The sequence below is a fragment of the Streptomyces broussonetiae genome, assembly GCF_009796285.1.
Taxonomy (GTDB): Bacteria; Actinomycetota; Actinomycetes; order Streptomycetales; family Streptomycetaceae; genus Streptomyces; species Streptomyces broussonetiae.
This window is the reverse complement of sequence record NZ_CP047020.1, coordinates 168,053-191,596: the sequence shown is the minus strand read 5'-3', so window position 1 is coordinate 191,596 and position 23,544 is coordinate 168,053. Positions and strand designations below refer to the sequence as shown.

The following is a 23,544-nucleotide window of genomic DNA, read 5'->3' as shown; positions in this document are numbered from 1 at the left end:
ATTGCTTGGCCTGCTGCTACGTCGTTGTCAGCCCTGCCGCGCTGGTGCGTACGAAGCGTTGGACCCGAGGCGCCCGCCGCCAGGGGCGGAGGTTCTGGGTGAGCTGGCGGACGTGGTGGGCGCGGGTGGAGCGGACGTGGGAAAGGTGTCGACCGCCCGTTCGCCGTACGCAAGTCCCTGGTCGAGCACGCCTGCCTGGATGTGGGCGGAGCTGAAGACGGTTTGTCGGATTCCGACGGCGCGGGTGTAGACACCGATGGGCATGGCGTCGGCCTGGTGACTGAAGCGGAGGGCGGACTTGAGGTCACCGAGGTCGCGGTAGATCTCGACGGCGTCCGCGCTGATGCGGGCGTGGGTGAGGTAGCTCAGCTGCTGGACGTCACGCGTGCCGGGCCGGATGGACGACAGCAGGTTCTCGGCGGTGCTCAGGGCACGACCGACGGCGCGGCCGTCACCGGCGCGGCCGTGCGCGCGGGCCTCGGCGAGTTTGGCGAATGCCAGGACACGCGGTGCTGCGAGGTGCTTGCCCTGCTCGTAGGCGCCTTGGGCCATGTCGACGGCCTCCGCGAGGTGGCCTTGGAGAGAGGTGTGCAGGCTCATGGTGGCCATGACGTAGGCGCCGGTCTGGACGTCGCCTGCGCCGCGGGCAAGGAGGGCCCACGGCATCGGCGTGCCACCAAGGCGCCGGAGGGGGGCATTTAGCGCGGCAGTTCTTTGGCCCAGGTCAGAGCGTCGGGGCATCCTGCCTTTGCAGCACCCTCGCAGGCCTGTCGGAGGTTGGGCACGAGTTCAGGGTCGCTGGTGGCGATGAGCGCGTGCAGGACCGAGCCGATCTCCTCGCACACCGCGACCACGCCATCGAGGTGTGTTAGGACGTGGGCGGCGAGAGCGAGGGCGGTGGCGCATCCGGCGCTCCAGCCCACGGAGAGAGTGTCGTCGGAACCGTGGAAGTGGACTTGCCAGGGCTCGCCGTCGACGCGGTCGAGTTGAGGGCGGGCGCCGGTCGTCCGCAGTAGGTCGTTCACGAGTTGGGCTGCCTGGTTGATGTGGCCGCCATCGACGGCCTCGAACACTGCCCGCATCTGCTGGGCAGTGTGTGCGAGATAGACCGCGTGGCCTGGCTCCACCGTGGAGCGTTGCGGGAGAGGGGCAGTGCCTCATGTACCGCCTTCGGGAGCTGGTCCCCACCGGGAGCGGTGTAGGGGCGGCCCTGCCGGGTGCCGTCGGCAGCCGCCGAGCGCCGCTCTCCGCCTCCAGGGTCGCAACCGGTGCCCGAGAACGAGCTCCTGGCGCTCGAAGGCGGGGCCTGGACCGGCGGAACCCACAAGCGCGAGCCCGACACCGACGCCATGGTCCGCCTCTTCCATGACGCCGCGCTCCCCATCCCCACGGTGCCAGACGTGGCCACAATGACGGCGCGGCTCAAGGCCGCCGGCATCCCCGTCCCCGAACGCACCAGCCGCGCCCGCACCCCGCGGACCATCCAGGTCCGCCCCGCACCCGCCCCACTGACCGACCCCCCGGTGAGCCGTGCCGCCTCCACGCCGCGCGGCTCACCCCTCCCCCTGGCCAATGAGAAGGAGGACCTGTCCATGTCCGGCAGTCCCGCACTGAGGGTCCTGTCCTGGGAGCGGGCGTGCAGTTCCACCAGGATCGCATCCATGCACACTCACTACCCCGGCACGGGGACCGACCAACCAGGCCATGCCTCAGTGCGCGTCCGCCGCATCGGGCTCAACTGCCTGAAGACCATTGATTGTTGATTCCTGGCGGTTCCCGTGCGACAGTGCGAATTGATCCGGTGCGATCGATCGCGCCCAGGGCCCGAGGAACTGCGCCGCCTTCCTGATCTGCCGAGGAACGACAGGGACCGGGGGAACCGTTGCGCATCCTGCGGCTCACACCGTGGTACTACCACGACCAGGTCGATGCCTGGCCCGCGGAGTACGACTCCATCGGGGGAATGCAGATCCAGACCACCCGACTGTCCCGGATGCTAGCCGAGGACGGCGTGCAGCAGGTGGTGGTGACCGTCGGCTTCCCCGGGCTCCCGCCGGTCCGCGAGGACCGGGAAGGGCTGACCGTACGCATCGCCCGGATGCCGATTCCCGAGATCCGCTCCGAATCGACCGGTCTGGTGGGGCTGACCCCGGCGTGGTTCTTCGCCACGCTCGGCGCCTGCTTCGGATTGCGGCGGTGGAAGCCGGACCTCGTCCACGTTCATGCCGATGGGGCGCTCTGGACCCTGCTGCTCGCCCCGGTTGCCGCCCGGCTGGTCCGTGCACCGTACGTCCTCACCCTGCACTGCTCGCGCCTCGCGGGCTACGTCCCGCGGTCCGCCATGGCCCGGCTGCAGCAGCGCTTCGGGGCCATCGCGGAGAAGCGCGCGATCCGCCGCGCGGCACGGGTCGTCACGCTGACGGAGAGCACAGCGCGCGTTGCGGCCAAGGCCCTTGGCGTGAGCGAGCAGCATTTCGCCGTGGTGCCGGACATCGTGGACACCGGGCCCGCCCCGCCCCGGGTGTCCCGAGCGGGCGCGGGCGACTTCGGCGCCTGGGCGTCCGCCGCCGGCCACCGCCCGATCATCGGCTTCGTCGGTCGCCTTGCCAGCGAGAAGGGCTGGCAGTACCTGGTGCCGCTGGCACTGCGGTTGCGCGACCTCCACCCCTTGTTCCTGATCGTCGGCGACGGGTCGCAGCGCGAGGGCCTGGAGGAGCAGATCCGCGCCGGGGGACTGGCGGACGAGTTCCTGATCACCGGATTCGTCCCCAACAACCGGGTCCCGGAGGCCCTCGCAGTCATGACCACGCTCGTCATGCCCTCCTCCTACGAGGAACTCGGCGGCGTCGCACTGGAGGCGCTGGCCGTCGGAACTCCCATGGCCGCCTTCGCCGTTGGCGGTCTGCGCACGACCGTTGGCCGGCTCTGCCCGGACATGCTGGTGCCGGCGGGCGACCTCGACGCGCTGGCGACGAAGGTTCGGCGGATCATCGCGGAGCCCGATCGCTATGCGGCGCTCGCCCGATCGGCCGGGCCGGCGGTCGAGCAGACCTACGGCGCACCGGCAGCACTGCGGCAGATCACAGCGGTCTACGAAGCGGTCCTTCCTCGCCTGGCCGAGAACCCGCGATGAGCACCAAGACCGACCGTCAGCGCGTCGGTCGTCTCCTCCTGAGCAGCGAAACCCGGAATCTGACGGTCGTGGGCACGCTGGTGTTCGTAGGCGTCGGCGCCGAACCGCTCGCGATGCTGCTGTTCCTGGTCCACGCCACGGGGTCGTTCGGATCCGCGGGGATCGTGATCGGCTGCTACGGATTGAGCTCGGCCGCCACCGCTCCGGTGCGCGGCCGGCTGGCCGACCGGTACGGCGCCGCCGTGCTCGCCGTCATCGCCACGGCGCACCTGGTGCTCACCCTGGCGCTGGTCGCCGCCGGCGAAGCCCACGCACCGCTGGTGGTCCTGGTGTTGACTTCGGCAGCCGTCGGCACCGGCTACTCCGCGGTGTACGCCGCCATGCGGTCGGCCTGGTCGCGGCTGACCGGCGAGCAGGACCGCGAGAGCGCCTACGCGGTTCAGGCGGTCCTCCAGGAGATCGGATACATCGGCGGCCCGGCCGGCGCCGGTGCCGCAATCGCGCAGGTCGGGACCACCTTCGCCCTGCTCGCCACCTCCTGCCTCACCTGGTCGGCGACCCTGGTCTTCAGCCAGCTGTCCGCGGTTCGCAGCCAACCCCGGGCCGCAGTGCAGATGTGGAGCAGGCCGGCCGTGATGGCCAGCGGACCGCTGGCCGTCCTGATCGCGACGACGGCGCCCACCGCTTTCGCCTTCGCCGTCGTGGAAGTCGACCTCCCCGCCTACGCCACCCGGCACGCCGTCCCTGGCATCGCCGGGCTGCTGATCGCCCTGGTCGCCATCGGCAGCCTCGTGGGCGGGCTCGCGTACGGCCACCGCACCTGGAGGTCCGCGCTCGACCGCCGTTACGCGGCCATCCTGTTGCTCCTCGCCCTGCTGATGACCGCGCTCTCCCTCGCGCGTTCGATGCCCGCCGTGGTGCTGCTGACGCTGTTGGTCGGCCTGCCGGCCGCCCCCATGATCACGTGCCGTTACCTCCTGCTGGACGGCACCGTGCCGAACGACTTCGCCAACGAGGCATTCATGTGGATCACCACGGCCGACGCCATCGGCGATTCGGCCGGAAAGGCCATCGGCGGCTTCCTGGTCGAGCGAAGCTCCTTCGGCCTCGTGTCACTCGTCGCCGGCCTGGCCGCCACTCTCGCCATGCTGATCACCGTCCTCGGCGGCCAGACCCTCCGGCGCTCCGTACCGGCCGAACTGACCGTGTGAAGCACCTTCCCGTCCCGCCCCCTTCCCATGCAAATGGCTGTGCCCGCCACTGGGCGGCGGAGCGCGGCGGGCAAACATGCGGGTTCGATCAGGCCGGCAGGTGCCAGATTTGGTTGGCGTGGGCTTTGCAGTCCCAGATGATCAGCTGGGGGCTGCTAGTAGGACTCCGTTAGGTCGAGGTAGATCTTGCTGGGTGGTGTCTGGTCCGGGGTCGGGGCAGGGGCTGGTGGCATGTTGTGCACAGGCCGGTCCAGCAGTTCAGCACGTCTTGGAGGGTGTCGAGGATCTGGTAGAGGGTGAGGCCGGTGTGTGAGCTTTTGGGGCCAGGCGCTGTTCGGTGGGGAAGGCGTGGGCGGCGGTGACCAGGGTGACGTGGTGGTGCCAGCCGTTCCAGGAGCGGCCCTCGAAGTGGTCCAGGCCCAGGCTGTGTTTGAGCTCCCGGTAGTCGTGTTCGATGCGCCAGCGGATCTTGGCCAGGCGGACCAGTTCGGCCAGCGGGGTGTCTCCGGGCAGGTTGGAGAGCCAGTAGTCGGTGGGTGCTTCGGCATCCTGGGGCCATTCGACCAGCAGTGTCTCCTCGGGCAGGACGCCGTCCCAGTGGCCGTCGCGGGCGATGGCAGCGGCCTGGGCCAGGCGGCGGGGGCGCACGCCGGCCGGCCGTACCCGTAGCGCCAGGAACCGCGAGCGCATTGGGCCACGTGAGCCTTCCCGCCAGGTGACCTCGGTGAATGCCCGCCGCCCGTGGCTGGTGGCCCAGGCGGCCACCGAGGCGGGTTTGTCCCGGTAGCGGGGCTGCGGCTTGCGGCCGTTGCCGGACCAGGGCGGCATGAGGGGCTGTGCGTCCTGCGGGTGGACGGTCACGTCCGACCGGATGGCGACGGCGTATCCGATGCCCCGGTCATCCAGCCCGCCCCGGAAGTCGGCGTTCTGGCCGTAGCCGGCGTCTGCCACCAGCACCGGCGGGGTCAGGTCCCATCCGGCCAGCTCATCGATGGCGCTATCGATCATGTTCTAGTAGTGCTTGGTCAGGTTCATTCGCCGGTGGCATGTCCGTTTGATCAGGTGTGTCGTTGACTGGGTGTGCTGGGTGGGGAGTTGGCCGCGGTCCGGTGTGATCTGGAGGACTTCGCGGCGGACATGTTCGAGCCGTTCTCGCGGGCGGATCAGCGCAGGTGCGGCGGGGTCTATCTGCGGGGCCTGATGCTGGACGGTCGGCGCAAGTCGGTGGAGCCGATGGCCGCGCGGTTGGGTGAGGACGGCAACCGGCAGGCACTGGCGCACTTCATCACCTCCAGCCCGTGGGAGGCGGGGACGCCCTTGCAGGCGCCGATCTTGGGGAACGGCTCGTGAGGGCCGGGGCGGCTGGGGAGTTGCAGCGGGCCGCGGGCGAGCTGTCCCTGCCGCTGGTCGCGCGGGACGGCGACGGCCAGGTCGTCGGCGCGTTGCTGGGTGTCCCCTCGGGCACGATCGTCTCCGGGCTCGCCCGGCTACCGGGAGGGAGGCGGTACATCCCGTTGTCGATGCTGACGTACGCGAAGATCAAAGCGGTCGCTGTGTCCGAGGACGCCCGTCGGCGCGGGATCGGGGCCGCGCTGCTGGCACGGTGCATGCAGGTGTACGGGCTGTTCGGCGAGTTCGACACCCAGCGCCCCCTGGGGCCCTACTGCAGGCGGCAGGGCTTCACCGTGCTGCGGCCCGGGCAGGGCATCGACGTCGGCACCCTTCTCACCGGCATGCCGCTTCATCTTGGTGCCGGACCGGGCCTGACCTTCTTCCACGGGTGGCGGCCGCAGGACAGGTGACGGTTGTCCCCGAAGAGCAGCCTGCGGAGCTGGTCTCGTGGGCAGCGGGGCGGGGAAGGCAGTCTTGTCTGGTCTTGCTGGGTGTGGGGCTTGGGATACTGGTGCGGTGTTCGGCGACGGGAGGGTGATATGGGGCTTTTGGGCTCGTTCTCGGCGGTTGTGCTGGTCGAGCGGCACCTGTTCGCGTTGGTCGACACCGACCCCGAGAGAGAGGGCACCTTCTCGCAGCTCCCGGACGACTTGACGTTCTTGGCCCATGAGGGCTCGGTGGTTGTTGCGTCCGATCTGGAGGACCAGATGGCCAGGGTGAGGGTGGAGGTGTGGGACTCGCCGCCTGACGTGCCGTCGGGGGAGGGATTCGCCAGCTTGGGGGAGCCGAGCACGGTCTCTTTTGAGTCTGAGGAGATTCAGCTGGTCAATCTGATGCTGGAGCCGGCATCAGAGGAGTATCGACTCGCCGGTGCCGGCCCTTACCGGGTGCGTGTGTTGGCCAGCCCGCAACAGGAGGATCCCGAGGAAGAGTTGGATGCGTACCGTATGTTCGAGCATTTCGTGATCCAGCTGTGGGCGTGAGGCCGGCAGTGGGGCGACAGCGTCTCGGCCGCCCCACAGAGCGGGTGGCTACTTCACATTGACGTAGAAGGCGTCACCGTCCAGGATCCGGTCGTCGTTGTACCAGGTGGCGAGCTGGGAGCCCGCCTTCTGATTGTCCTGCTTTGACAGTGCTCGCGCGGAGAAGTTCCCGCCCGGCTTGGCGGCCCCTTCCTTCGTGGTACTGAAGGGGTATTCGTCGCAGTCCTTGCCCTGGCTGGAGTAGTTCGGCCACTGCACCTGGCAGACCGCACGCGCCGTGTCGCGGTTCTTCCGCCGCCGGGCTGTGTCGTAGAAGATCCGTTGCAGCGGGGTGGAGGTGAGAGCACCCGGTATCTTTTTGCCGGCCTTCTTGGGGACGGTCCTGTCCGGGTGGTTCTGGGCGTCCCAGATGTGCTGCGCGGTCTCCTTGACGTCAGGATCGGCGCGGTCGTAGTTCATGGTGGCGCGGATGCCAGGGAAGATGCTGCCCTTCTTGAACTTCTCGTAGGGTGCGCTGTCGAACCGGACGGTGATCTTGGGTTCGGGGAGTTGTTCGTTGTGGCTGCCGTCGGAGATGAAGAAGGTGGCGGGTACGAAGTCGTACGTGTGGACCTTGTCCTTGCCGGTGCCGGAGGCCTGGTCCTCGTCGAAGATCAGCACCTCCATGCTGTCCTTCTTCCAGCTCTTGATGCTGGGGTCCTCGTTGGCCGAGCCGATCTCGCCCCTGAAACCGCCCGAGACCTGCGTGACGCCGCCGTGCTTTTCCCCCTTGTGCAGGATGGCGCCGTTCCCGCTTCCCTCGTTCCACCGGTTGACGAGGAACGTGGTCGATTCTTTGACGCTGCCCGTGGCCTGGATGTTCTCGATGTACTGGTCGAAGGCGACGGACCGCTCGTTCTGGAAGGCGTACCCGATGATCGTCTCGACGTAGGTGAGCGTCCCGACCGGCGTACCGGTGTCACGGTCCCTGTCGACGACCTGGACGGTGCCCCGACGGCACAGGGCGAAGTGGTTCTTGACCCACTGCGGCTTGCCGGCACTGTTGCCGTGCTTGACACACTCGGCATACGTGACGTCGTGGTAGTTTAAGTCGGTGCCCGGCGGCCGTCCCCCGCCGGCGCGAGCGCCCGCAGCCTCGTCCGGGCTGCCGGCCGAGGCAGAACCCGCATCGTCCAGCGGCGTGTAGGTTGCCGTGTACGTGATGCGGGACGGATCCGGACCGCTGGCACCTGCCGCCGTCGCGGGCGATAACAGCACGGCAAGCGTGCTCACGACGACAGGAACAGCCCATCTGGCAGATTTCACAGATACCCCCTGAAGATGTGGTCCCCGGCAACATAAGAGGACTGCGATCTTGGAGGGGTCTACGCAGGCGAGAATGACCAGATCCGAATGACGCATTGTCCGAGCGGACGGGCATGGACGAGCAACGCGCAGACGCTCACCGCGCTCGGCGGCGTGTGCACCCCTGGTGCCCACGCTGTGATTAGGGCGTGTCCGGGCGATCTTGTAGCGCCGCAGCGACCAGCTCGTGGATGAGGAACTCCCCAGGTGCGCGGTTCTCCTTGAGCCGGGGCAGGTCTTCGGGGCCGAACCAGTCGTAGGCGGTGTGCTTGGACCATTCCAGGGCGGGGTGGTCCAGATCGCCGTCGACCTCGACGAGGTAGTCGGCCTCGTGCCGCAGCCCGTCGCCGTCGTCGCCGGTCCAGGTAGTAACGCTGAGCAGGCGCCGGACCCGGCGCAGACGCCACCCCGTCTCTTCCCGGACCTCCCGCACGATCGTGTCCAGCAGGGTCTCGCCGGACTCAACGTGGCCCCCCACGATGTCCCAGCAGTCGGGGAAGAGCCGCCGGTCGGGGCTGCGTTTCAGGGCGAAGGCACGGCCCTGCTGGTTGAGGATCACCGCGCCCACCGCCCACAGCTCGCCGTCGGCGGGGACGGGCATCTCGATGCCGCTGCTGACGACGATATCCGGGTGCTGGCCTGCTGCCATGGCCCCACTGTAGGGGCGTATCCGATCACCGTCCTGCCTGTCTTTCCATGGCGTGGAGGGGCTCGTGCCTGGGTTCCTGCTCGGGCATTCAGGCCGCGGTGCCAGTAAGGCATCCAGTAGTGCCGGGCTGACTGCCCGTGGTCGGCATCGAGAACGGGTGTTTCCCTGCTGTCCGGCACGCCACGCTTGGACATAGGTCAGGGCTTGTTACTCACTTTCGGGTGAACGCGCTCGTTGTGACGGGGTGGCGGGTGCTGGCGGATGGTTGCCTGGGGCCCGTATTTCCGTCGTTGACAGCCCGACGGGTCGTCAATCTGGTGCATTCAACGCATAGATGGTCATTGCAGTTGTGAGTAACAGGAATTTGTTTGATCAGTAATACTCTTCGCGTTTCCCTCACGGTGTGGAGGTGTCGGGTGGAGGGTGTGGGTTGTGCGGCCGACCGGCCGCCATCCGCACAACGCACCCCGCCTGGCCTGCGGCTTTGTATTGCTGTGTCCGGTCCGGGGTGTGGGCACCTTTGAAGGGGGACCTTGTGTCCGTTTCTTCTTCCGTCCGTCGTGTGACCGCTGCCGGCGCGATCGCCGCTGCCGTTGTCGGTGCGGTCGCGCTGCCGGCCGCGGCTGCCCAGCAGCCGGCCCGCGCGGCCCACGCCGCGGTGTACATCAGCAGGGTGCAGTACGACTCCCCGGGGCGGGACGACCGGTCGAACCGCTCGCTGAACGCCGAGTGGGTGGATGTCACCAACAGCACCCGCAGGGCTGTGAACCTGGACCGCTGGACGCTGCGGGACGACGCCGGGCACACCTACACCTTCCGCCACGTCAGCCTCGCCCCGCGCGCAACGGTCCGTGTCCACACGGGTATCGGTCGGGACACCCGCTCGGACCTGTACCAGGACCGGCGGAACTACGTGTGGAACAACAGCGGTGACACTGCGACCCTGCGCACCGACCGCGGCCGTATCGACGACGCGGTCTCCTGGGGCCGTGACCGGGGCCACCGGCGCTGACGCGGAGGCCGGCGGGTAGGTGACGCCGGCCGGTGAAGCAGCGTTGTACGGGCGGGCCACCTCTGGTGCGGGGGTGGCCCGCCTCTTCGCCTGCGCATGCCCGCCTGGAGGGCCGCGGCCCGCTGCACCGGCGCGAGCGCAGCCGTCACGACTGCCGGGAGAGGCGACCGTTGGGGCTCCCTCCTCGGCCGAACGGTCCGCCCTGGTTGTCCGGGTGACGGTGACCGGGTGGTGAACGAGTGGTGGGGGAGCTGTTCGTATCCGCTCAACGCGCGTAGCGCACCGTCCGGCAGTTGCGGTTTCCTCATACAGCCATCTCCAACCCCCCACAGTCATTGGAGAGTTCATGCGCCGTGCCTACTTCGGTCTGCCCGCCGCCGGCCTGCTCCTGGCCGTCGTCTTTGCCGGGCCTGCTCTCGCGGATCCTCCCGCGCCGCCGCCGGTGTCGACCGCCCGCAGCGAGCTGGCTGCGCTGACCGTTGCTACTCCGCATTCGATGAACGGCTACGCCCGGGACAAGTTCGGCATCTGGGCCTCTCAGCCCGACGGGTGCACGACCCGGCAGGAGGTGCTGGCCCGGGACGGGAAGAACGTGCAGGACAAGCCGGGCAGCTGCCAGCCCGCCTCCGGTTCCTGGTACTCGGTGTACGACAACACCACGGTCACCGATGTCACGAAGGCGACCATCGACCACATGGTCCCCCTCGCCATGGCCTGGATCTCCGGCGCCGATACCTGGACCGCTGACCAGCGCAAAGCTTTCGGGAACGACCTGAAAGACCCCCAGCTTCTGATCGCGTCGGAGTCATCGAACTCCTCGAAGGGTGACAGCGGTCCGGACGGCTGGAAGCCCGCCAACCACGGGTTCTGGTGCACGTATGCGGAGGACTACACGCACGTGAAGTCGGTATGGAAGCTGACCACGACCGCGGCGGAGAAGTCGGCACTGTCCTCAATGCTCGACACCTGCACCAACTGAGCAGACCCACTCGCCCCGGGGCGGGTCTGGCGCAGGCTGCCCGCCCGCGCCCCCGACAGGCGGGGGAAGGGCCACTGTGGCGCGGGCCGGGCCGGGAGACAGTTCGCCCCGGCCCGCGGTGCACATGGCAGCGCCCGGTCCAGCGAGCAGGCGACTCTGCGGTCACCCAGTGCTCGCGGTTGATCGGCCGTCCCACCCTTCGCCGCAAGATCTGGCTGGTGCCGTATCAAGCAGCGTTCGCCCTGTTGAGGAGACCTGTCCGGTCGATTTTCATGGCTGGCGATGAGTTACCCCGCCTGCCTCGGTCTTACCTGGTAAAGGACAAGGAAGCGGAGGTATGGGATGAGCAAGTCCACCCGCATCACACAGGTGGCCACGATCGGGATCCGTGTCACCGATCAGCAGAAGGCAATCGATTTCTACGTCTGTGAGCTCGGTTTCGAGTTGCGTCGGGACGTGCCCTTCGGTGACGGGCGCTGGATCGAGGTCGCGCCGCCCGGGGCGATGACGACTGTCGCGCTCGTTCCCGAAGGAGTTCCGACCGGTATCCGTCTTACGACCCGGGATGCCGACGCCGATCACGCGTACCTGCGTGCACGCGGCGTCGATGCGGATGCGGAGGTCGTGCGGATGGGGCCCGCAGTGCCGCCGATGTTCGCTGTGCGTGACCCGGACGGCAACAGCCTCATCCTCATCGAAAGTTCCTGAACAGGCGGTATCCGTGATGGACAAGCAGTTCACTGCGATCCTGCAGAAGAGCCCGAACAAGGGCGGCTGGACCTACGTCGTGTGGCCCGAGTCGGCCGAGTTCTTCGGCACTCGTGGCCTGGTGAAGGTCCGGGGCACGATAGACGGTCATCCGTTCCAAAGTTCGCTCATGGCCATGGGGGACGGCACGCACAAGCTGCCCGTGAAGGCGGAAGTGCGCAAGGCGATCGGAAAGGAGGAAGGGGACACTGTGACCGTCCGCTTGGAGCAGCGGGTGGACGCCTGAAGTCCGAGACGTTTGTCCTGTCGTGATGTGGCGCGCCGTCTGGCGGAACAAGCACGCTGCCGATGAACGTATGCGTGAGCTGGCCGTCAGGGCGAACGCTCTCTGATGCGGCGCTAGCCATGCTCGCCGCCTTGGACCAGCGCATCGCGAACCGCTGCGACATGCCGCCCGTGTCCAGCTAGGCCCCCTTCTAGCCCACCTATCACCTCGTGCCCGCCGGACGCAGCGACTCCCTCTGCTCCGACGACGCGATGACCCTCGTCCACGACGCTTCCCGCGGTTGTCTCCGCCGGTCAACAGCCTGGCTGTCCAGGCCCTGCTGTCCGCCTACGCTGATAACAAGTCCGTCGTCGGCGAGACCGGCGCCAGGGCCGCCGCCGAATGGCCGGGTGACCTCACCCCGGCCAGGCGTCACCTTGGACACGTGCATGCAGATGCTCGTCATGCCAGCCGTCCGAGTGCAGCAGGGCGCTTCGCATGGTGCCTTCGAGGGCGAACCCCGCCTTCTGTGCCACCCGGCAGGAGGCGGCGTTGGCGACGGAGTGGGTGATCCGGAGGCGATGCAGACCCAGGTCGTCCAGGGCCCAACGACTGACGCGGACGACCGCTTCGAGCATGACCCCGCGGCCACGGCCAGCGGGAAGGAGCCAGTACAGGAATTCGGCACTACCGCCGCAAAGATCGAAGTCTCCAAGACCGATCAGGCCGACCGGACTACCGCCCCCGGGCTCGGAGATCGCCCAGACCGCCGCCTCCTCGGTCCGCCAGCGCTTCTCCCATCGAGTGATCCGCTCGCCCGCGTCATCCAGCGACAGATGTCCCGGCCGATTCCACTGCTGCACGTCCGGATCCTGGCAAGAGTCCGCGAGGACCTTGGCGTCATCAGGGCGCCAGGGGCGCAGCTCAAAGCCATTGGCCAGGCCGAATACAGGCTGGTCGGTCCGGCTCATCCGGCCTGGGGGCACAACAGCAGGTATCGGAACGATCATCTGGGCATCATGCCAAACCTCGACGGAGAGATCGGCACCCCAAGCATCCCAGTGACACGATGAAGATCAACAAGGCCAGCCGAGACCCGTCGGAAGACCTTCCTTACCCCCGGACATGCTCATCTTGAGTAGCAAGCCAGTGCTCATCTTGAGCGACACTCAACACTGGGCCGGGGCCGGGCCAAGCGATCCCTCCTGCCTGCCGGACTTGCGTGGCTGCCGTGGTCGGGTGCATTGCACCGGATGTCCTTGACGGTTTTGAGCAGCTGTGACGTGCTCCGGCGGTTGCCGGACCCGACAGTGTGAGGGGGTGTGCGCCTGTGCGCCTGTGCCCCCGGGTAGTAGCCGGGTGCGGGGGTGGGGGAGCATTCGCTCAGCTGCTGCTCGTCCGTGAGGGGTCGTCATGAGTTCGTTGCATCGTCGCGCCGTCCCGCTGGTGGTGCTGTCGTGTCTTGTGCTGGCGGGGTGTTCGTCGTCCACCACGCACTCTGGCAGGGGTGCTGGGGGGGGAGAGAACGGGGCGTCGGCTGCGGGGCCGTCGGGTTCGGCGCCGGCCGCGGGTTCGGTGGGGGAGATCCCGGTGGGTGCGGGGCCGCAGTCGACGTACACGGTGCAGCAGCAGCCGCCCGCGGGCAGCTGTCACTACCGGCATGAGAAGGGTGAGCCGCTGCCGGATCTCAAGTGCACGCCGGGTGCGACGTCGCCGGCGGTGACGCAGGCGAATCTGGCACAGACGATCTGCCGCAAGGGCGGCTACACCAAGGACATCCGGCCGCCGGTGGCGGTCACCGGCAAGGAGAAGAAGCTGAACGCCGCCTCCTACGGTTACACCGGCAGTCTTGGGGATGCCGAGTACGACCACGACATCAGCCTTCAGCTCGGCGGTGACCCGAACGATGCCCGCAACCTGTGGGTGGAGCCGGCCGACCCGGGCCACAGGCCGGGCGGCGGGATCAACAACAAGAAGGACCCGGTGGAGACGAAGCTGCACACCGCGGTCTGCTCCGGCAAGGTCACGCTCAAGGCCGCGCAGCAGGCCATCGCCACGGACTGGACCACCGCATTGAGCAGGCTCGGCCTGGCGGCCGCCTGACGGCCCGGCCTGCCTGCCGGGCCGTGTTGATGTGAGCGGCGGGGAGCGGTCACCACGGGGTGGTGCCGACGGTGCGCAGGACCGCGGCAGCAGGCTGCCGGGGTGCCCTTCATGTCGAGGGGCCCGCGCTGGGGGTCAGGGGCTTGGCGGGCGGCAGGCGAGGGCGTCGATGAAGCGTCGAAGGAGGCTGGGCGCGTGGCCCGGTGGGGCCGGGTCGGGTTCGGCGGCGAGGGCCCTGAGGATGACTTCGAGGAGCGCGTCGACTCGGATGGAGATCAGTCCCTTGGTGGTGTAGAGCTGGTCGGCGTCTGCGCACTGCGGGGGGCGGCTGTGCCGCAACGCAGGGGCCGGAACAGCCCCCCGGCGGCTGTCAGGTGGCCTCGGTGGCTCCGCCGTCGCGGATGCGGTCGAGCAGGTTCTGGTGGTAGGCGGTGAGGTCCTCGTCCGGGACGGGGGCGGGGCTGCCGGTGAGGGTGTACCACTCCTCGGCGCCGGTGTACTGGACGGTGACGTGCGCGGTGTGCCTGTCAGCGCCGAGGACGGTGCGGACAGTCAGGTCACCGGTGATGACGCCGACCTGGTCGGTCATCACCCCTCCCGGCCCGGCCATGACCGCGTCGACGTGCCGGTCAGTGCCTGCTGCCCCGCTGATGTTCATCGCCTCCCGGCCCGGGCTCGGTACGGTGCGTCTTGCGCTTTTGAGGGTGGTGGGTGTGGGCGCATGGATTTCCTTCATCCTGGCTCCCCCCTCCGCACCTCTCTCCACCCTGCTCGCCCAGCCGAGAGCTGCGGGTGTCGTCGAGGGGCGGTGGGAGCGGTGGTCGGTTTGCGGGCCGCCTGGCGTCTAGCAAGCCCCAATCCTGGGCGTGGAGGATCGGCGGGCCGGGGATGTCGCGCCAGTGGTAGTCGGCGTCGGTGCCGACCGGGCCGGTGTCCGGCTCGTCGAGGCAGCCTGTACGAGCGTGTTGGCGGGTGGTCATGCGGTGCAGGTGTCCAGCATCCCGGTGAGTTTGTCCTTCTCTTCCGCGGTCACGGTCAGCTGGTAGGTGGCCTTCACCGACACCCAGGAACGGGCGTAGGCGCACCAGTAGGAGTGCATGGGTGGCACCCACTGGTCGGGTGACTGGTCGCCTTTGGACCGGCTGGAAGCGGTGGAGACGGCGAGCAGCTTCGGCTGGGTGAGGTCGTTGGCGAACTTCGTGCGCTGCTCCTGTGTCCATGTGCTGGCGCCGGAGCGCCAGGCGTTGGCCAGCAGCACGGTGTGGTCGATGTCGGCCTGGGTGGCAGAGGTGAGGACCTTGCCCTCGTAGGGCTGGTCCAACGGTCCGAGCTTGCTTGGCACTCGGCATCGCGCCGCACGCCGGTGCCGTCGCGCTCGAGCACTCTTTCCCGGGTGTAGCAGTAGGCGTCCTGCCCGGCCCAGTGCGGGAAGTCGGCGCGGCTGTAGCCGGTCAGGGTCTCTTGGGCGGCGACCGTCAGGCCGGCCAGTTCCTTGCGCGCGACCTCGGCGGTGGGCAGGCCGGGCAGGGTCGTTGGCTGTTGTGCGTGAGCGCTGCCGGCACCGCGGCCGGCCGATGTCGGTGTCCCGCCGGGATGAGAACTGGTGCACCCGGCTGCCGTGACCAGTACCGTCGCAGTGATCTGGCTGGCCCACCACTGCTGCCGACGCCTCATCGCCTGTCCAGTCCCTCTCACCGACCTGGATATTCGCCGGGCAGCCTAGCCACCCGAGGCTGACCAGCCCGGGCATATCCACGCCACGTCACCCGGTCGCGGGACACGGACGGGCACCAGGGCAGCGCGCACCGCGTCAACTCGCCGCAGTGGCACGCCGCGATCGGGGGACGAAGCAGCACCGCGGCGGCCCGTGCCCAGTTGATTCCTCCGTGATCACCTCAACCGTGCGGCGCCGCGCCGCCTGCCTCGCCGTGGCGTGTCTGTCCCTCCTGGTCACGGTCAGCGCCGTCCCCGCTGCCGCCGCCACTGCCGCAACCACGGCGGCCGCCCAGGTCGTCCGGCGTGACCTTCCCGAGCCGCCCAGCTCCGACGTCGCCCGCAAGGAACTCGACGAACTCGTCATCGAGGCCCCCCACTCGATGACCGGCTACAGCCGCGCCAAGTTCCCCCACTGGATCAAGCAGTACGGGGAATGCGACACCCGCGAAGTCGTCCTCGCCCGCGACGGGAAGGGCGTCACGCAGGACTCCATGTGCCGGGCCGTCGCCGGAACCTGGTACAGCCCGTATGACGACAAGACACTCGACTCCGCCTCCAAGATCGACATCGACCACATGGTCCCATTGGCGAACGCCTGGCGTTCCGGTGCCGACACCTGGAGTACCGACAAGCGCAAGAAGTTCGCGAACGACCTCGACCACTCCCAGCTCATCGCCGTCTCCGCCGGCTCGAACCGGTCCAAGGGCGACCAGAGCCCGGATCAGTGGGCGCCGCCGAACAAGGACTACTGGTGCACGTACTCACGGGCCTGGACCGACGTGAAGTACGGGTACGGGCTGAGCATCACAGCACCTGAGAAGAACAAACTCGTCGAGATGCTCAACACCTGCGACTGACGCCCCCGCGACGGCCCAATGCCGCACACCGGCGCCCGGGACCCAGCAGACAGCAGCGCGCCCCGCCCCTCAATACAGCGGGGCGCACCGCAGCCTGGACAGCACGCTGTCCAGGCTGTCAATGAACCCGGCTGAGAGCGGGGCGACCGGCCGGCCCGTGCCCCACTGTCCTGAATGGCGCTCAACCCCGGGAAAACAGCGGGTACTTCGAAGCAGCCGCACAGGTCACTTCGTGTTCACTCCACGGGTTCTACCCGCATAGAGCGGGTGATGGTGTCATGCCGTCAGCCGCCCGTCCCTCTCCTTGTCCGGGCCGACTCTGCGGGAGAACCCCACATGCGCCGCTTCACCGCCACCATCAGCGTCCTGGCTCTGGGAGCCGCGGGCCTGATTACCGCCTCGGCAGGCACCGCCCAGGCTTCGACCTGCTCCCACGCCTTCCTGCCGCTGCCCGATTCCTCGTGCACACCCGGGGCTTACAACCCTGACGTCACCCAGTCGAACATCAACAGCACCATCTGCGTGTCCGGCTGGACCGCCACCGTCCGCCCCCCGACCTCCTACACCAACCCGCTCAAGGCCCAGGGCATCATCGACTACGGCTACTCCGACACCAACATGGCCGACTACGAGGAAGACCACCTCGTCCCCCTCGAACTGGGCGGCGCACCGCGCGATGCCGGCAACCTGTGGCCCGAGCCCTACGCCGGCTCCCAGACCGCGCACTCCAAAGACGGAGTGGAAACGAAGCTGAAGAACGCCGTCTGCGCCGGCACCATCACCCTGTCCTCCGCCCGCAGCGCCATCAAGAACAACTGGACCACGGCCCTGCAGGTCACCGGAATCGGCTGACCCTCAGCCGTCGGGACGTGCCGGCTTACGGCGAAACGCAGCAGGCCGCCTGCGCTCGGTGCGCAGGCGACCTGTGCTGGGTCGGTCTACTTGAACCAGTACTTCACGCCGTGGTGGTGGGAGCAGGTGCCCTGCGAGTGCTGCGAGTAGGACAGGGAAGCGTCGACGCATTTCGCCGTCTCGTACTTGTCCTTGGGCTTTTGGTGGTGCGTCCAGCCGCACAGGCCGGTGGTGTGGCGGGTGCAGTGGTGGGCGGTGTTGGTGGACGGCAGCGTCGCCGCAGAAGCGGCTGGTGCGCTGAAGAAGATGCCGGCCAGGGCGACAGCCGTGGCCGAGACAGCAAGACGAGCACGCAAAGGGACCCCCCCTTTTCAGATCGAGCAAGTGCAGAGGGGACTCTATCCGGGTTCAACTGCTTACGGGCGCGTATGCGATTGACGGACGCGGGGCAGCTGCGCAGCAAGGCGCACCAGCGCCGGTGTCCTGGACGGTGGCGTCGCGATGTGTCCGCGCAGATCAAGGCCCAAGCCGTAACAAGACCAGGCCGGAGCCATGCTCAAGATCTGTGGATCGGCTCGGGGAGGACGTACATTCCCGGGTGATTGATCGACAGGTCTCCGAGCAAGGCCGACGTTGCCGCGTCGGTCGGGAAGGCACGTCCGTGCTCGCCGTAGTCAACGCTGATGCCACGAGCGGCGGGTCCTCGCTGTTGGATGACATCGTCGGGGAGGGTGCCCGTCGGATGCTGGCCGGCGCACTAGGCCGCGTTTTAGGTCCGGGTTCCGTTCCATGCCTCGCGCCGTGATGTTCACCGTGTGGGGCGTGGGGATCTTTCTGATGAGCAGTGGTCAGTGCTGGAGTCTTTGCTGCCTGCGGTGGGTGTGAGTCGCAGGTGGCCGGGGCGGCGACGGCTGGTGGTGTGCGTTGGCGGGCGCGGACGGGTGTTCCATGGCGTGACCTGCCGCCTGAGTATGGGCCCTGGCAGACCGTGTACGGGTTGTTCCGGCGATGGCAGCGGCAGGGGGGTGTGGGCCCGGCTGCTGACGCTGTTGCAGGTGCTGGCCGATGAGGCTGGGTTGATCACGTGGGAGGTCAACGTCGATTCCACGATCTGCCGCGCTCACCAGCATGCGGCCGGTGCCCGCCGGGACGGCGCGGGGCAGAAGGAGGCGCCTGGTGGTGTCGCTGTCGAGCCCGACGACCACGGACTGGGCCGGTCAGGGGGTGGGTTCACTAGGAAGCTCCACCTGGCCTGCGAGCAGGGTCAGAGGCCGTTGTCTCTGCTCGTCACCGCCGGGCACCGGCACGACAGCCCGCAGTTCCAGCCTGTCCTGGAGGTCATCCGGGTGCCTTGGACCGGTCCTGGCCGGCCGCGGTGCCGGCCGGACAAGGCCTACGGCTTCCGCGCGAACCGCGCCTACCTACGCCGACGCGGCATCGGATGCACGATCCCGGAGAAGGCCGATCAAGTCCGCAACCGCAAGAAGCGTGGTTCACGAGATGGCCGACCGCCGAAGTTCGACAAGATCGACTATCGCGAGCGCCATGCGGTCGAGTGAGGGATCAGCCGTCTCAAGCAGCATCGGGCAGTGGCCACCCTATTCGACAAGCTCGCGGTTCGGTACGAGGCGACGGTTCACGTCGCGGCGATCGACCAGTGGTTGTGAGCCGTCGGGCGGCCAGGCGGCCGTGCCATGCTGGCCACCAGCACTTCGAGCAGCACACGCATGGGGGGTCCGGTGGCCGCTGATTACTACTGCGCGGACAGCGAGAACGGCGACCACGTCGACGACCCGTCCGAAGATGCCCTGTTCGAGCTGGTCAGCGACCTGAACGGCACAGACAACACCTTCGTCGTCATCCAGCCCGACGAGGACGATCCCGCCTGGTTTGCCTCCGTCGCCGTCCTGGAGACGGGCGGCTACGAGATCGTGCGGCGTGACACCAGCCGCCGCGAGCACGACGTCACCGTCGAGACAAGCATCGGCCAGATCGCGGGCGACCTCACCAAATGGCTGGCCACCCGCGCTACCTAAAACACGGCCTAGCAGCTTCTCGCGCTCGCCGCTGCCCAGTTCGTCGGCGGGGCAGGCCTGGAGCGCGGACAGGGCGTGGCCGTGGAGCGTGGTGAGCAGGCGTCTGTTCGGCGGGAGCCGCCAGGGGCAGGGCGGCGACCCGCGGGCCGTTCACTCCGGCTTCGGCCGCGAGCGCGTGCACCACGGCCGCCAGGAGCACCGCCGCCTCCCGGGCGGCCGACTGCGGCTCCTCGCCCTGCGGCAGGCGTCACCCGGCCAGCTCTCCGGCAGCCGACAGGCAGTACTCCCAGGTCGTACGCGGCAGGCGCGAGCTCGTCATGGCGACCGTACCCCACACGGCCCACGCACGATCCCCACAGGCCTGGGGAGATGGTCCCCGGGTTGGACAGCAGCAGCCGACCCTGCGCTGTACCCGATCGGCCGGTGCCCCTCTGATCTGCTACCGGCGACTGCTGTAATCAACCATTCTGAGCAGCAACGCCGGCAAACAGAACAGCCGCCGCACCGAGAACGAGCAGGTTAACGGACCCAGCGATCCACAACCGCAGGCCCATCAACCCACCTCCCGCCACGACCGCTGCGCAACCGCAGATCCACGCCCCGCGCCGCCCGGCTTGAGCAGTGCGAATGCCGGAGGATCCGAAGTCATCACCCGAGAACATCACATGCATCCCGAGCCAGACGACAAGCATGACCGACACCGGTAGAAGCGCGATCGTGAGCCCAAGATCCAACCACACCGCAGGACGCTGCATGTCCGCCAGCATGCCGCCCCATCCGCAGATACACCTGAGTATGGGTACTCATCCTGCACGCCAACTGAGACGACAGGTGTTTTTGACCCTGAGCCCAGAAGAGAGCCTGACGAGGGACGCCGCCGAGTTTTGGTTCAGCGATCTTGTGCAGCCTGAGGGGCTGCCAGCAGGACGGGCGTGGCAGAACTCAGCGGAAGGCAGGCAGTGGTGGCTGTTCATTGGGTGAAACTCGAACTTGACGTTGCCGGGTTCGATCAGGACCGCTTCGAGCAGTATGTGACGAAGTGCCAGTCCCAGGGCTTGCGATTCACGACTCTCGCTGATCTGGGAGACACGCCGGAGCATCGTAGGGCGCTGTATGAGCTCAACAAGGAGTGTGCTGCCGACATACCGGAAAGGGGAGAGTTCTACTCCTTTGATGAGTATGTGGAGCGGCGCTTTGAGGTGGCGTCTTACGACCCGCGTGGGGTCGTGATCGCCTTGGATGGCGAGGCCTGGGTGGGTATGGCGGCGACATCGGAGCATGAGGATTTCATGTTCAACGAGATGACTGGCGTGAGAGCTGGGTATCGAGGCCAGGGCATCTCGATCGCCATGAAGACGTTCGGGATGACGTTTGCCGAGGAGTGTGGAGCGAGCAGGGTCCGCACCTTTCATCATCCGGCCAACGCGAGCGCGATTGCCATGAACCGGAAGATGGGCTTCGTCGACGCGGTCGACTGAGCGATGCCCCTTGAGCTTCGGTCACCCAGACTTCGTCCACCTTGAGCGCGGGCAGGCCCGTCTCGGCGAACCGGCCGCGCCAGCGGCACACGGTGTCCAGGTGCAGCCCCGTCTCCCGGGCGATGCGCGCGTTGAAGCATGCGCGCGCGGCGTGCAGCACCACCTGCGCACGCACCCTCCCCGTGACCAGGGAATCCGGCAAGAGCCGTCGCGTCAGCCACCGCCGAATCAATGCAGTGGGAAGGGGCCCCGACCGCTTACGCCAGTCCCCACGCCCGTTCGACCCGTGCGACGGTGCAGCGTGGTACTTCATCGGCACGAGCTCCACAGAGCCGTCACCGGAGAGGGTGGCGCCCGTCCTTGCGTTCGGGGCGGGGCGATCACGCCTCCTCAACTGCTGGTACTCCGCCACCGACAGGCCGTGCACACGCAGCGGAGCGAGGCCGTCACGTCTGCGCACTTCCCTGTACAGCTCCGTTGCGACACCGACCGCTGCAGAGCCCACACAAGGGCTTGGCGAACGGCGCCGATCGGGGGCTCCGGCACTGGAACCGCCCCCGGCTGCAGGGGCAGCGTGCTGGCCTCGGCGAACCACTCCAGCACCGCCAGACGCCGATCACGCCCCTGCCGAAGATGCCGCGCCAGCGCTGCCGCGCTCTCCACTACCACCGGGTCGGCCGTGTCCACCGCCGACCCCCGGCCACGCCCGAGACCCCGCCGCCGATGCCGCGGCAACAACCCCGGCCGCCGCCAGCTCTCCAACTGGCTGGCCGTCACTACCGCGTCGCGAGCAGCGAGTTCACGGATCGTCTGCAGATCAGCCGGACTTGGGGATCCTCGTGCCATGCCCACCATTACAACCCCGAGAAGTGTTATTTCCAGCGGAATTCTGCATCTGGCTCACTGATCTCCAGCACCACCCAGCAGCCGCCAACTCCAAGGAACGAGCCCGGCCGTGATCCCAGGCCACCGAACCCGAACCCGGATGGCCACCGCCCTCACCACCGTGCCCCTCACCGTCACCATCGCAGGCGCCCTCCACCACCCCGGCCACCTGGAGGGGATCCTGATCGCCGTCACCGCCGCGCTCGGCGCCATCACCGTGACCCTCGCCCTCGCCTCAGCCTTCGCCCCCACCACCGCCACCCGCACAGCAGCCCGCCACACCCTCGACCTCCTCCTGCGCCTGGTGCCCTGGTACACACCATGGGACTGACGGACTCTGAGTTCCCTCTTCTGGTCCGCTCGATGATCCGAATCGAAGTCACTGGCCGCTCCGCCGCCCCTGAGGACGATTGCGGCGGGATCACGGTTCAGTCCATTGGGACGACCGCGCCTTCACCGCGGGTCCCGCCGTGTGATCGGATCGGCCCGTACCAGCAGGCAGCGGCTCGGGGAGGGGCCGCGGAGGAGGGGGAACCGTGATGCCCGATATCGCCAGAGAGACGACACAGCCGTGCCCGGAATGCGGCACGCAGATCCGCAGCGACAGCCGGTTCACCCTCTGGTGCGCCGCCTGCGACTGGAACGTGGACCCTGAGGAGCCGCGGCCGGACACAGGACGGCTGGACCGCGCCGAGCGCGCCCTGGCCCGACGACATGGCGAGCAGCTGCTCGCCGAGATGCTTAGCGGGCGGGAACCGCGCCCGCGGCGCGACGCCTCGGCGGTGACCGCCACCGCGCTCGCCCTAACCGTGCACGGCGTCACCCTCGCGCTCGCCGTCGGCGGTGTCTGGTGCATGGTGGCGGGCTGGGGTGGCGTCGGCATGGTGGCGGGTCTGGTGCTTGTGGTGCTGGCCTGGGCGCTCGCTCCAAGGGTTCGCCGCCTGCCCGACGATCGGCCCGTGCTGTTCCGGGCCGACGCGCCCGAACTCTTCGCCCTGGTGGACGAGGTGGCGCAGGCGGTCGGCACCCGCAGCGTGCACGCGATCGCCGTGGACGGGAGCATCAACGCCGGCGTCATGACGTACGGTGTGCGCGGCCGGCGGCTGCTGGTGCTGGGCATGCCGCTGTGGGAGGTCCTGACGCCCGAGGAGCGGATTGCGCTGCTCGGCCACGAGCTGGCCCACTACGCTAACGGCGACACGCGCAATGGCCTGGTGGTGGGCACGGCGGTGCGGACCCTGTCCCTGTGGCACCACACCCTGCGGCCGCTTGCGCACCCGTCCGCGATCGAGATGGTCGTCAATGCCCTCTACGTGGTGCCACGCCTGCTGGTCCGGGGAACGCTGGTGCTGCTCGTCCGGCTGACGTCGCGGGCCGGGATGCGGGCCGAGTACCTCGCCGACCGGCTGGCCGCCCGCACCGCTTCCACGCAGGCGGCGGTGGGCCTCATGGACCGGTTGCTCATCACCGGTTCGCTCGGCGTCCTGCTGCGCAGCGAGGCCAACCGTGCCGCCCTCGGCGGGTCGAGGTCCGCCCGGCAGGCCACGGCCCGGGCCGACGAGCTGTGGGGGCTTCTCACCGCGTACGCGGCGTCCGTTCCGGAGCACGAGTACGAACGGCAGCGGCGCGCCGGAGCCCTGCGCGGGCACCAGGTCGACGCCACCCACCCGCCGACCCATCTGCGCCGCGCCTGCCTGCTCGGCGGAAAACCCGTGGCGGCAGCGGTGGTGCCGCAGGCCCGCCGGACCGAGCGGATCGCCACGGAACTCGCCGCGGCCCGCGCCGAGGTGGCCCGGCGCCTGCTGCGCGACGGCCTCGGGAACTGAGCCCTCGCGGGCCGGCCACTGGGCCGGGTGCGGTGGCGGGGCGGGGTACGGGGCCGGTAGTGCTCCTCGGCGAGGTGGTCCAGCGCGATGCTGTCCGAGCCGCTCTGCTGGCACT

The 23,544-nt window shown here is 68.6% G+C and carries 26 protein-coding genes and 4 pseudogenes; 18 read left to right on the top strand and 12 right to left on the bottom strand.

Annotation, left to right across the window (positions count from 1 at the left end; all coding sequences use genetic code 11):
* Nucleotides 1–27 precede the first annotated feature (27 nt).
* Together GQF42_RS00985 and GQF42_RS00980 are read right to left on the bottom strand one after the other, a co-directional pair.
* Entirely contained in the window at nucleotides 28–666 is a 639-nt protein-coding gene (locus tag GQF42_RS00985; RefSeq protein WP_158916829.1) for a hypothetical protein, read from the bottom strand.
* 32 nt (nucleotides 667–698) lie between these two features.
* Nucleotides 699–1,082: an ABATE domain-containing protein gene (locus GQF42_RS00980; protein WP_158916827.1), complete on the bottom strand. Its 384-nt coding sequence runs from the start codon at nucleotides 1,080–1,082 to the stop codon at nucleotides 699–701.
* Nucleotides 1,083–1,268: 186 nt separating this feature from the next.
* On the opposite strand from GQF42_RS00980, the gene GQF42_RS00975 reads away from it, so the two are divergent.
* The 3 genes from GQF42_RS00975 (at nucleotide 1,269) to GQF42_RS00965 (ending at nucleotide 4,344) form a co-directional block, all read left to right on the top strand.
* Nucleotides 1,269–1,763: a hypothetical protein gene (locus tag GQF42_RS00975; protein ID WP_158916825.1), complete on the top strand. Its 495-nt coding sequence runs from the start codon at nucleotides 1,269–1,271 to the stop codon at nucleotides 1,761–1,763.
* A gap of 119 nt (nucleotides 1,764–1,882) precedes the next feature.
* Nucleotides 1,883–3,133, top strand: coding sequence for a glycosyltransferase family 4 protein (locus GQF42_RS00970; RefSeq protein ID WP_158916823.1), 1,251 nt, complete (start codon nucleotides 1,883–1,885; stop codon nucleotides 3,131–3,133).
* On the top strand, nucleotides 3,130–4,344 hold the full coding sequence (locus tag GQF42_RS00965) for an MFS transporter (protein ID WP_158916821.1): 1,215 nt from the start codon (nucleotides 3,130–3,132) through the stop codon (nucleotides 4,342–4,344). The genes GQF42_RS00970 and GQF42_RS00965 overlap by 4 nt, the downstream gene beginning before the upstream one ends.
* Before the next feature lie 258 nt (nucleotides 4,345–4,602).
* Here GQF42_RS00965 and GQF42_RS00960 read toward each other — a convergent pair.
* Nucleotides 4,603–5,340: pseudogene (locus GQF42_RS00960) on the bottom strand (IS701 family transposase); the annotation flags it as partial.
* Nucleotides 5,341–5,481: 141 nt separating this feature from the next.
* Here GQF42_RS00960 and GQF42_RS00955 point away from each other — a divergent pair.
* The 3 genes and pseudogenes from GQF42_RS00955 to GQF42_RS00945 all read left to right on the top strand — a co-directional run.
* Nucleotides 5,482–5,646, top strand: a pseudogene (locus GQF42_RS00955) (transposase); the annotation flags it as partial.
* A 44-nt stretch (nucleotides 5,647–5,690) separates the two neighbouring features.
* Complete coding sequence (locus GQF42_RS00950; protein ID WP_233273158.1) at nucleotides 5,691–6,146, top strand: GNAT family N-acetyltransferase; 456 nt, start codon at nucleotides 5,691–5,693, stop codon at nucleotides 6,144–6,146.
* Between the two features lie 129 nt (nucleotides 6,147–6,275).
* Nucleotides 6,276–6,719 (top strand): hypothetical protein, encoded by a 444-nt coding sequence (locus GQF42_RS00945; protein WP_158916819.1) that lies wholly within the window; start codon nucleotides 6,276–6,278, stop codon nucleotides 6,717–6,719.
* Between the two features lie 48 nt (nucleotides 6,720–6,767).
* Here GQF42_RS00945 and GQF42_RS00940 read toward each other — a convergent pair whose 3' ends face one another.
* Both GQF42_RS00940 and GQF42_RS00935 read right to left on the bottom strand, forming a co-directional pair.
* Entirely contained in the window at nucleotides 6,768–7,991 is a 1,224-nt protein-coding gene (locus GQF42_RS00940) for a NucA/NucB deoxyribonuclease domain-containing protein (protein WP_158916817.1), read from the bottom strand.
* 214 nt (nucleotides 7,992–8,205) lie between these two features.
* On the bottom strand, nucleotides 8,206–8,712 hold the full coding sequence (locus GQF42_RS00935; RefSeq protein ID WP_158916815.1) for an NUDIX hydrolase: 507 nt from the start codon (nucleotides 8,710–8,712) through the stop codon (nucleotides 8,206–8,208).
* A gap of 562 nt (nucleotides 8,713–9,274) precedes the next feature.
* Here GQF42_RS00935 and GQF42_RS00930 point away from each other — a divergent pair.
* The 4 genes from GQF42_RS00930 to GQF42_RS00915 all read left to right on the top strand — a co-directional run bounded on the left by GQF42_RS00930 (nucleotide 9,275) and on the right by GQF42_RS00915 (nucleotide 11,697).
* Nucleotides 9,275–9,724 carry a lamin tail domain-containing protein gene (locus GQF42_RS00930; protein ID WP_233273157.1) on the top strand — a complete coding sequence of 150 codons (450 nt, stop codon included), beginning with the start codon at nucleotides 9,275–9,277 and terminating at the stop codon, nucleotides 9,722–9,724.
* A 346-nt stretch (nucleotides 9,725–10,070) separates the two neighbouring features.
* Nucleotides 10,071–10,703, top strand: a complete 633-nt coding sequence (locus GQF42_RS00925) for an HNH endonuclease family protein (protein WP_158916811.1) — start codon at nucleotides 10,071–10,073, stop codon at nucleotides 10,701–10,703.
* Nucleotides 10,704–11,045: 342 nt separating this feature from the next.
* A complete protein-coding gene (locus tag GQF42_RS00920; RefSeq protein WP_158916809.1) occupies nucleotides 11,046–11,411 on the top strand; it encodes a VOC family protein in 366 nt (121 codons plus the stop codon).
* A gap of 16 nt (nucleotides 11,412–11,427) precedes the next feature.
* Complete coding sequence (locus GQF42_RS00915) at nucleotides 11,428–11,697, top strand: DUF1905 domain-containing protein (RefSeq protein ID WP_158916807.1); 270 nt, start codon at nucleotides 11,428–11,430, stop codon at nucleotides 11,695–11,697.
* 395 nt (nucleotides 11,698–12,092) lie between these two features.
* On the opposite strand, the gene GQF42_RS00910 is transcribed toward GQF42_RS00915, so the two are convergent.
* A complete protein-coding gene (locus tag GQF42_RS00910) occupies nucleotides 12,093–12,686 on the bottom strand; it encodes a GNAT family N-acetyltransferase (RefSeq protein WP_158916805.1) in 594 nt (197 codons plus the stop codon).
* A 403-nt stretch (nucleotides 12,687–13,089) separates the two neighbouring features.
* Between GQF42_RS00910 and GQF42_RS00905 the strand changes: the two genes are divergently transcribed.
* On the top strand, nucleotides 13,090–13,779 hold the full coding sequence (locus GQF42_RS00905; protein ID WP_158916803.1) for a hypothetical protein: 690 nt from the start codon (nucleotides 13,090–13,092) through the stop codon (nucleotides 13,777–13,779).
* 135 nt (nucleotides 13,780–13,914) lie between these two features.
* On the opposite strand, the gene GQF42_RS00900 is transcribed toward GQF42_RS00905, so the two are convergent.
* The 3 genes from GQF42_RS00900 to GQF42_RS45360 form a co-directional block, all read right to left on the bottom strand.
* Nucleotides 13,915–14,118 carry a hypothetical protein gene (locus tag GQF42_RS00900; protein ID WP_158916801.1) on the bottom strand — a complete coding sequence of 68 codons (204 nt, stop codon included), beginning with the start codon at nucleotides 14,116–14,118 and terminating at the stop codon, nucleotides 13,915–13,917.
* 31 nt (nucleotides 14,119–14,149) lie between these two features.
* The gene (locus tag GQF42_RS00895) at nucleotides 14,150–14,515 is read right to left on the bottom strand and encodes a hypothetical protein (protein ID WP_325100276.1); all 366 of its coding nucleotides are present in this window, start codon (nucleotides 14,513–14,515) and stop codon (nucleotides 14,150–14,152) included.
* A gap of 240 nt (nucleotides 14,516–14,755) precedes the next feature.
* A complete protein-coding gene (locus GQF42_RS45360; RefSeq protein WP_233273156.1) occupies nucleotides 14,756–15,100 on the bottom strand; it encodes an HNH endonuclease family protein in 345 nt (114 codons plus the stop codon).
* 568 nt (nucleotides 15,101–15,668) lie between these two features.
* Between GQF42_RS45360 and GQF42_RS00885 the strand changes: the two genes are divergently transcribed.
* Both GQF42_RS00885 and GQF42_RS00880 read left to right on the top strand, forming a co-directional pair.
* Nucleotides 15,669–16,352: an HNH endonuclease family protein gene (locus GQF42_RS00885; RefSeq protein WP_233273731.1), complete on the top strand. Its 684-nt coding sequence runs from the start codon at nucleotides 15,669–15,671 to the stop codon at nucleotides 16,350–16,352.
* Nucleotides 16,353–16,688: 336 nt separating this feature from the next.
* Entirely contained in the window at nucleotides 16,689–17,204 is a 516-nt protein-coding gene (locus GQF42_RS00880; RefSeq protein WP_158916799.1) for a hypothetical protein, read from the top strand.
* Nucleotides 17,205–17,290: 86 nt separating this feature from the next.
* Here GQF42_RS00880 and GQF42_RS00875 read toward each other — a convergent pair whose 3' ends face one another.
* Complete coding sequence (locus GQF42_RS00875) at nucleotides 17,291–17,560, bottom strand: DUF3761 domain-containing protein (RefSeq protein WP_233273155.1); 270 nt, start codon at nucleotides 17,558–17,560, stop codon at nucleotides 17,291–17,293.
* A 459-nt stretch (nucleotides 17,561–18,019) separates the two neighbouring features.
* On the opposite strand from GQF42_RS00875, the pseudogene GQF42_RS00870 reads away from it, so the two are divergent.
* Both GQF42_RS00870 and GQF42_RS00865 read left to right on the top strand, forming a co-directional pair.
* Nucleotides 18,020–18,871 (top strand): annotated as a pseudogene (locus GQF42_RS00870) (IS5 family transposase).
* A 60-nt stretch (nucleotides 18,872–18,931) separates the two neighbouring features.
* Nucleotides 18,932–19,240: a hypothetical protein gene (locus GQF42_RS00865; RefSeq protein WP_158916797.1), complete on the top strand. Its 309-nt coding sequence runs from the start codon at nucleotides 18,932–18,934 to the stop codon at nucleotides 19,238–19,240.
* Between the two features lie 458 nt (nucleotides 19,241–19,698).
* On the opposite strand, the gene GQF42_RS00860 is transcribed toward GQF42_RS00865, so the two are convergent.
* A complete protein-coding gene (locus GQF42_RS00860; protein WP_158916795.1) occupies nucleotides 19,699–20,007 on the bottom strand; it encodes a hypothetical protein in 309 nt (102 codons plus the stop codon).
* Nucleotides 20,008–20,172: 165 nt separating this feature from the next.
* Here GQF42_RS00860 and GQF42_RS00855 point away from each other — a divergent pair, with 165 nt between their 5' ends.
* Nucleotides 20,173–20,718 carry a GNAT family N-acetyltransferase gene (locus GQF42_RS00855; protein ID WP_233273154.1) on the top strand — a complete coding sequence of 182 codons (546 nt, stop codon included), beginning with the start codon at nucleotides 20,173–20,175 and terminating at the stop codon, nucleotides 20,716–20,718.
* A gap of 52 nt (nucleotides 20,719–20,770) precedes the next feature.
* Here GQF42_RS00855 and GQF42_RS45355 read toward each other — a convergent pair.
* Nucleotides 20,771–21,031 (bottom strand): annotated as a pseudogene (locus GQF42_RS45355) (helix-turn-helix domain-containing protein); the annotation flags it as partial.
* Nucleotides 21,032–21,703: 672 nt separating this feature from the next.
* Here GQF42_RS45355 and GQF42_RS00845 point away from each other — a divergent pair.
* Together GQF42_RS00845 and GQF42_RS00840 are read left to right on the top strand one after the other, a co-directional pair.
* On the top strand, nucleotides 21,704–21,934 hold the full coding sequence (locus GQF42_RS00845; protein ID WP_158916793.1) for a hypothetical protein: 231 nt from the start codon (nucleotides 21,704–21,706) through the stop codon (nucleotides 21,932–21,934).
* A 208-nt stretch (nucleotides 21,935–22,142) separates the two neighbouring features.
* Complete coding sequence (locus tag GQF42_RS00840; RefSeq protein ID WP_158916791.1) at nucleotides 22,143–23,429, top strand: M48 family metallopeptidase; 1,287 nt, start codon at nucleotides 22,143–22,145, stop codon at nucleotides 23,427–23,429.
* Nucleotides 23,430–23,544 lie beyond the last annotated feature (115 nt).

Excerpts from the sequence above, each read along its gene's own strand:
- GQF42_RS00985 (WP_158916829.1), bottom strand. The coding sequence starts at position 666 with ATGCCGTGGGCCCTCCTTGCCCGCGGCGCAGGCGACGTCCAGACCGGC.
- GQF42_RS00980 (WP_158916827.1), bottom strand. The coding sequence starts at position 1,082 with ATGCGGGCAGTGTTCGAGGCCGTCGATGGCGGCCACATCAACCAGGCA.
- GQF42_RS00965 (WP_158916821.1), top strand. The coding sequence starts at position 3,130 with ATGAGCACCAAGACCGACCGTCAGCGCGTCGGTCGTCTCCTCCTGAGC.
- GQF42_RS00945 (WP_158916819.1), top strand. The coding sequence starts at position 6,276 with ATGGGGCTTTTGGGCTCGTTCTCGGCGGTTGTGCTGGTCGAGCGGCAC.
- GQF42_RS00935 (WP_158916815.1), bottom strand. The coding sequence starts at position 8,712 with ATGGCAGCAGGCCAGCACCCGGATATCGTCGTCAGCAGCGGCATCGAG.
- GQF42_RS00925 (WP_158916811.1), top strand. The coding sequence starts at position 10,071 with ATGCGCCGTGCCTACTTCGGTCTGCCCGCCGCCGGCCTGCTCCTGGCC.
- GQF42_RS00920 (WP_158916809.1), top strand. The coding sequence starts at position 11,046 with ATGAGCAAGTCCACCCGCATCACACAGGTGGCCACGATCGGGATCCGT.
- GQF42_RS00915 (WP_158916807.1), top strand. The coding sequence starts at position 11,428 with ATGGACAAGCAGTTCACTGCGATCCTGCAGAAGAGCCCGAACAAGGGC.
- GQF42_RS00910 (WP_158916805.1), bottom strand. The coding sequence starts at position 12,686 with ATGATCGTTCCGATACCTGCTGTTGTGCCCCCAGGCCGGATGAGCCGG.
- GQF42_RS00905 (WP_158916803.1), top strand. The coding sequence starts at position 13,090 with ATGAGTTCGTTGCATCGTCGCGCCGTCCCGCTGGTGGTGCTGTCGTGT.
- GQF42_RS00895 (WP_325100276.1), bottom strand. The coding sequence starts at position 14,515 with ATGAAGGAAATCCATGCGCCCACACCCACCACCCTCAAAAGCGCAAGA.
- GQF42_RS00880 (WP_158916799.1), top strand. The coding sequence starts at position 16,689 with ATGCGCCGCTTCACCGCCACCATCAGCGTCCTGGCTCTGGGAGCCGCG.
- GQF42_RS00865 (WP_158916797.1), top strand. The coding sequence starts at position 18,932 with ATGGGGGGTCCGGTGGCCGCTGATTACTACTGCGCGGACAGCGAGAAC.
- GQF42_RS00860 (WP_158916795.1), bottom strand. The coding sequence starts at position 20,007 with ATGCTGGCGGACATGCAGCGTCCTGCGGTGTGGTTGGATCTTGGGCTC.
- GQF42_RS00845 (WP_158916793.1), top strand. The coding sequence starts at position 21,704 with ATGGCCACCGCCCTCACCACCGTGCCCCTCACCGTCACCATCGCAGGC.
- GQF42_RS00840 (WP_158916791.1), top strand. The coding sequence starts at position 22,143 with ATGCCCGATATCGCCAGAGAGACGACACAGCCGTGCCCGGAATGCGGC.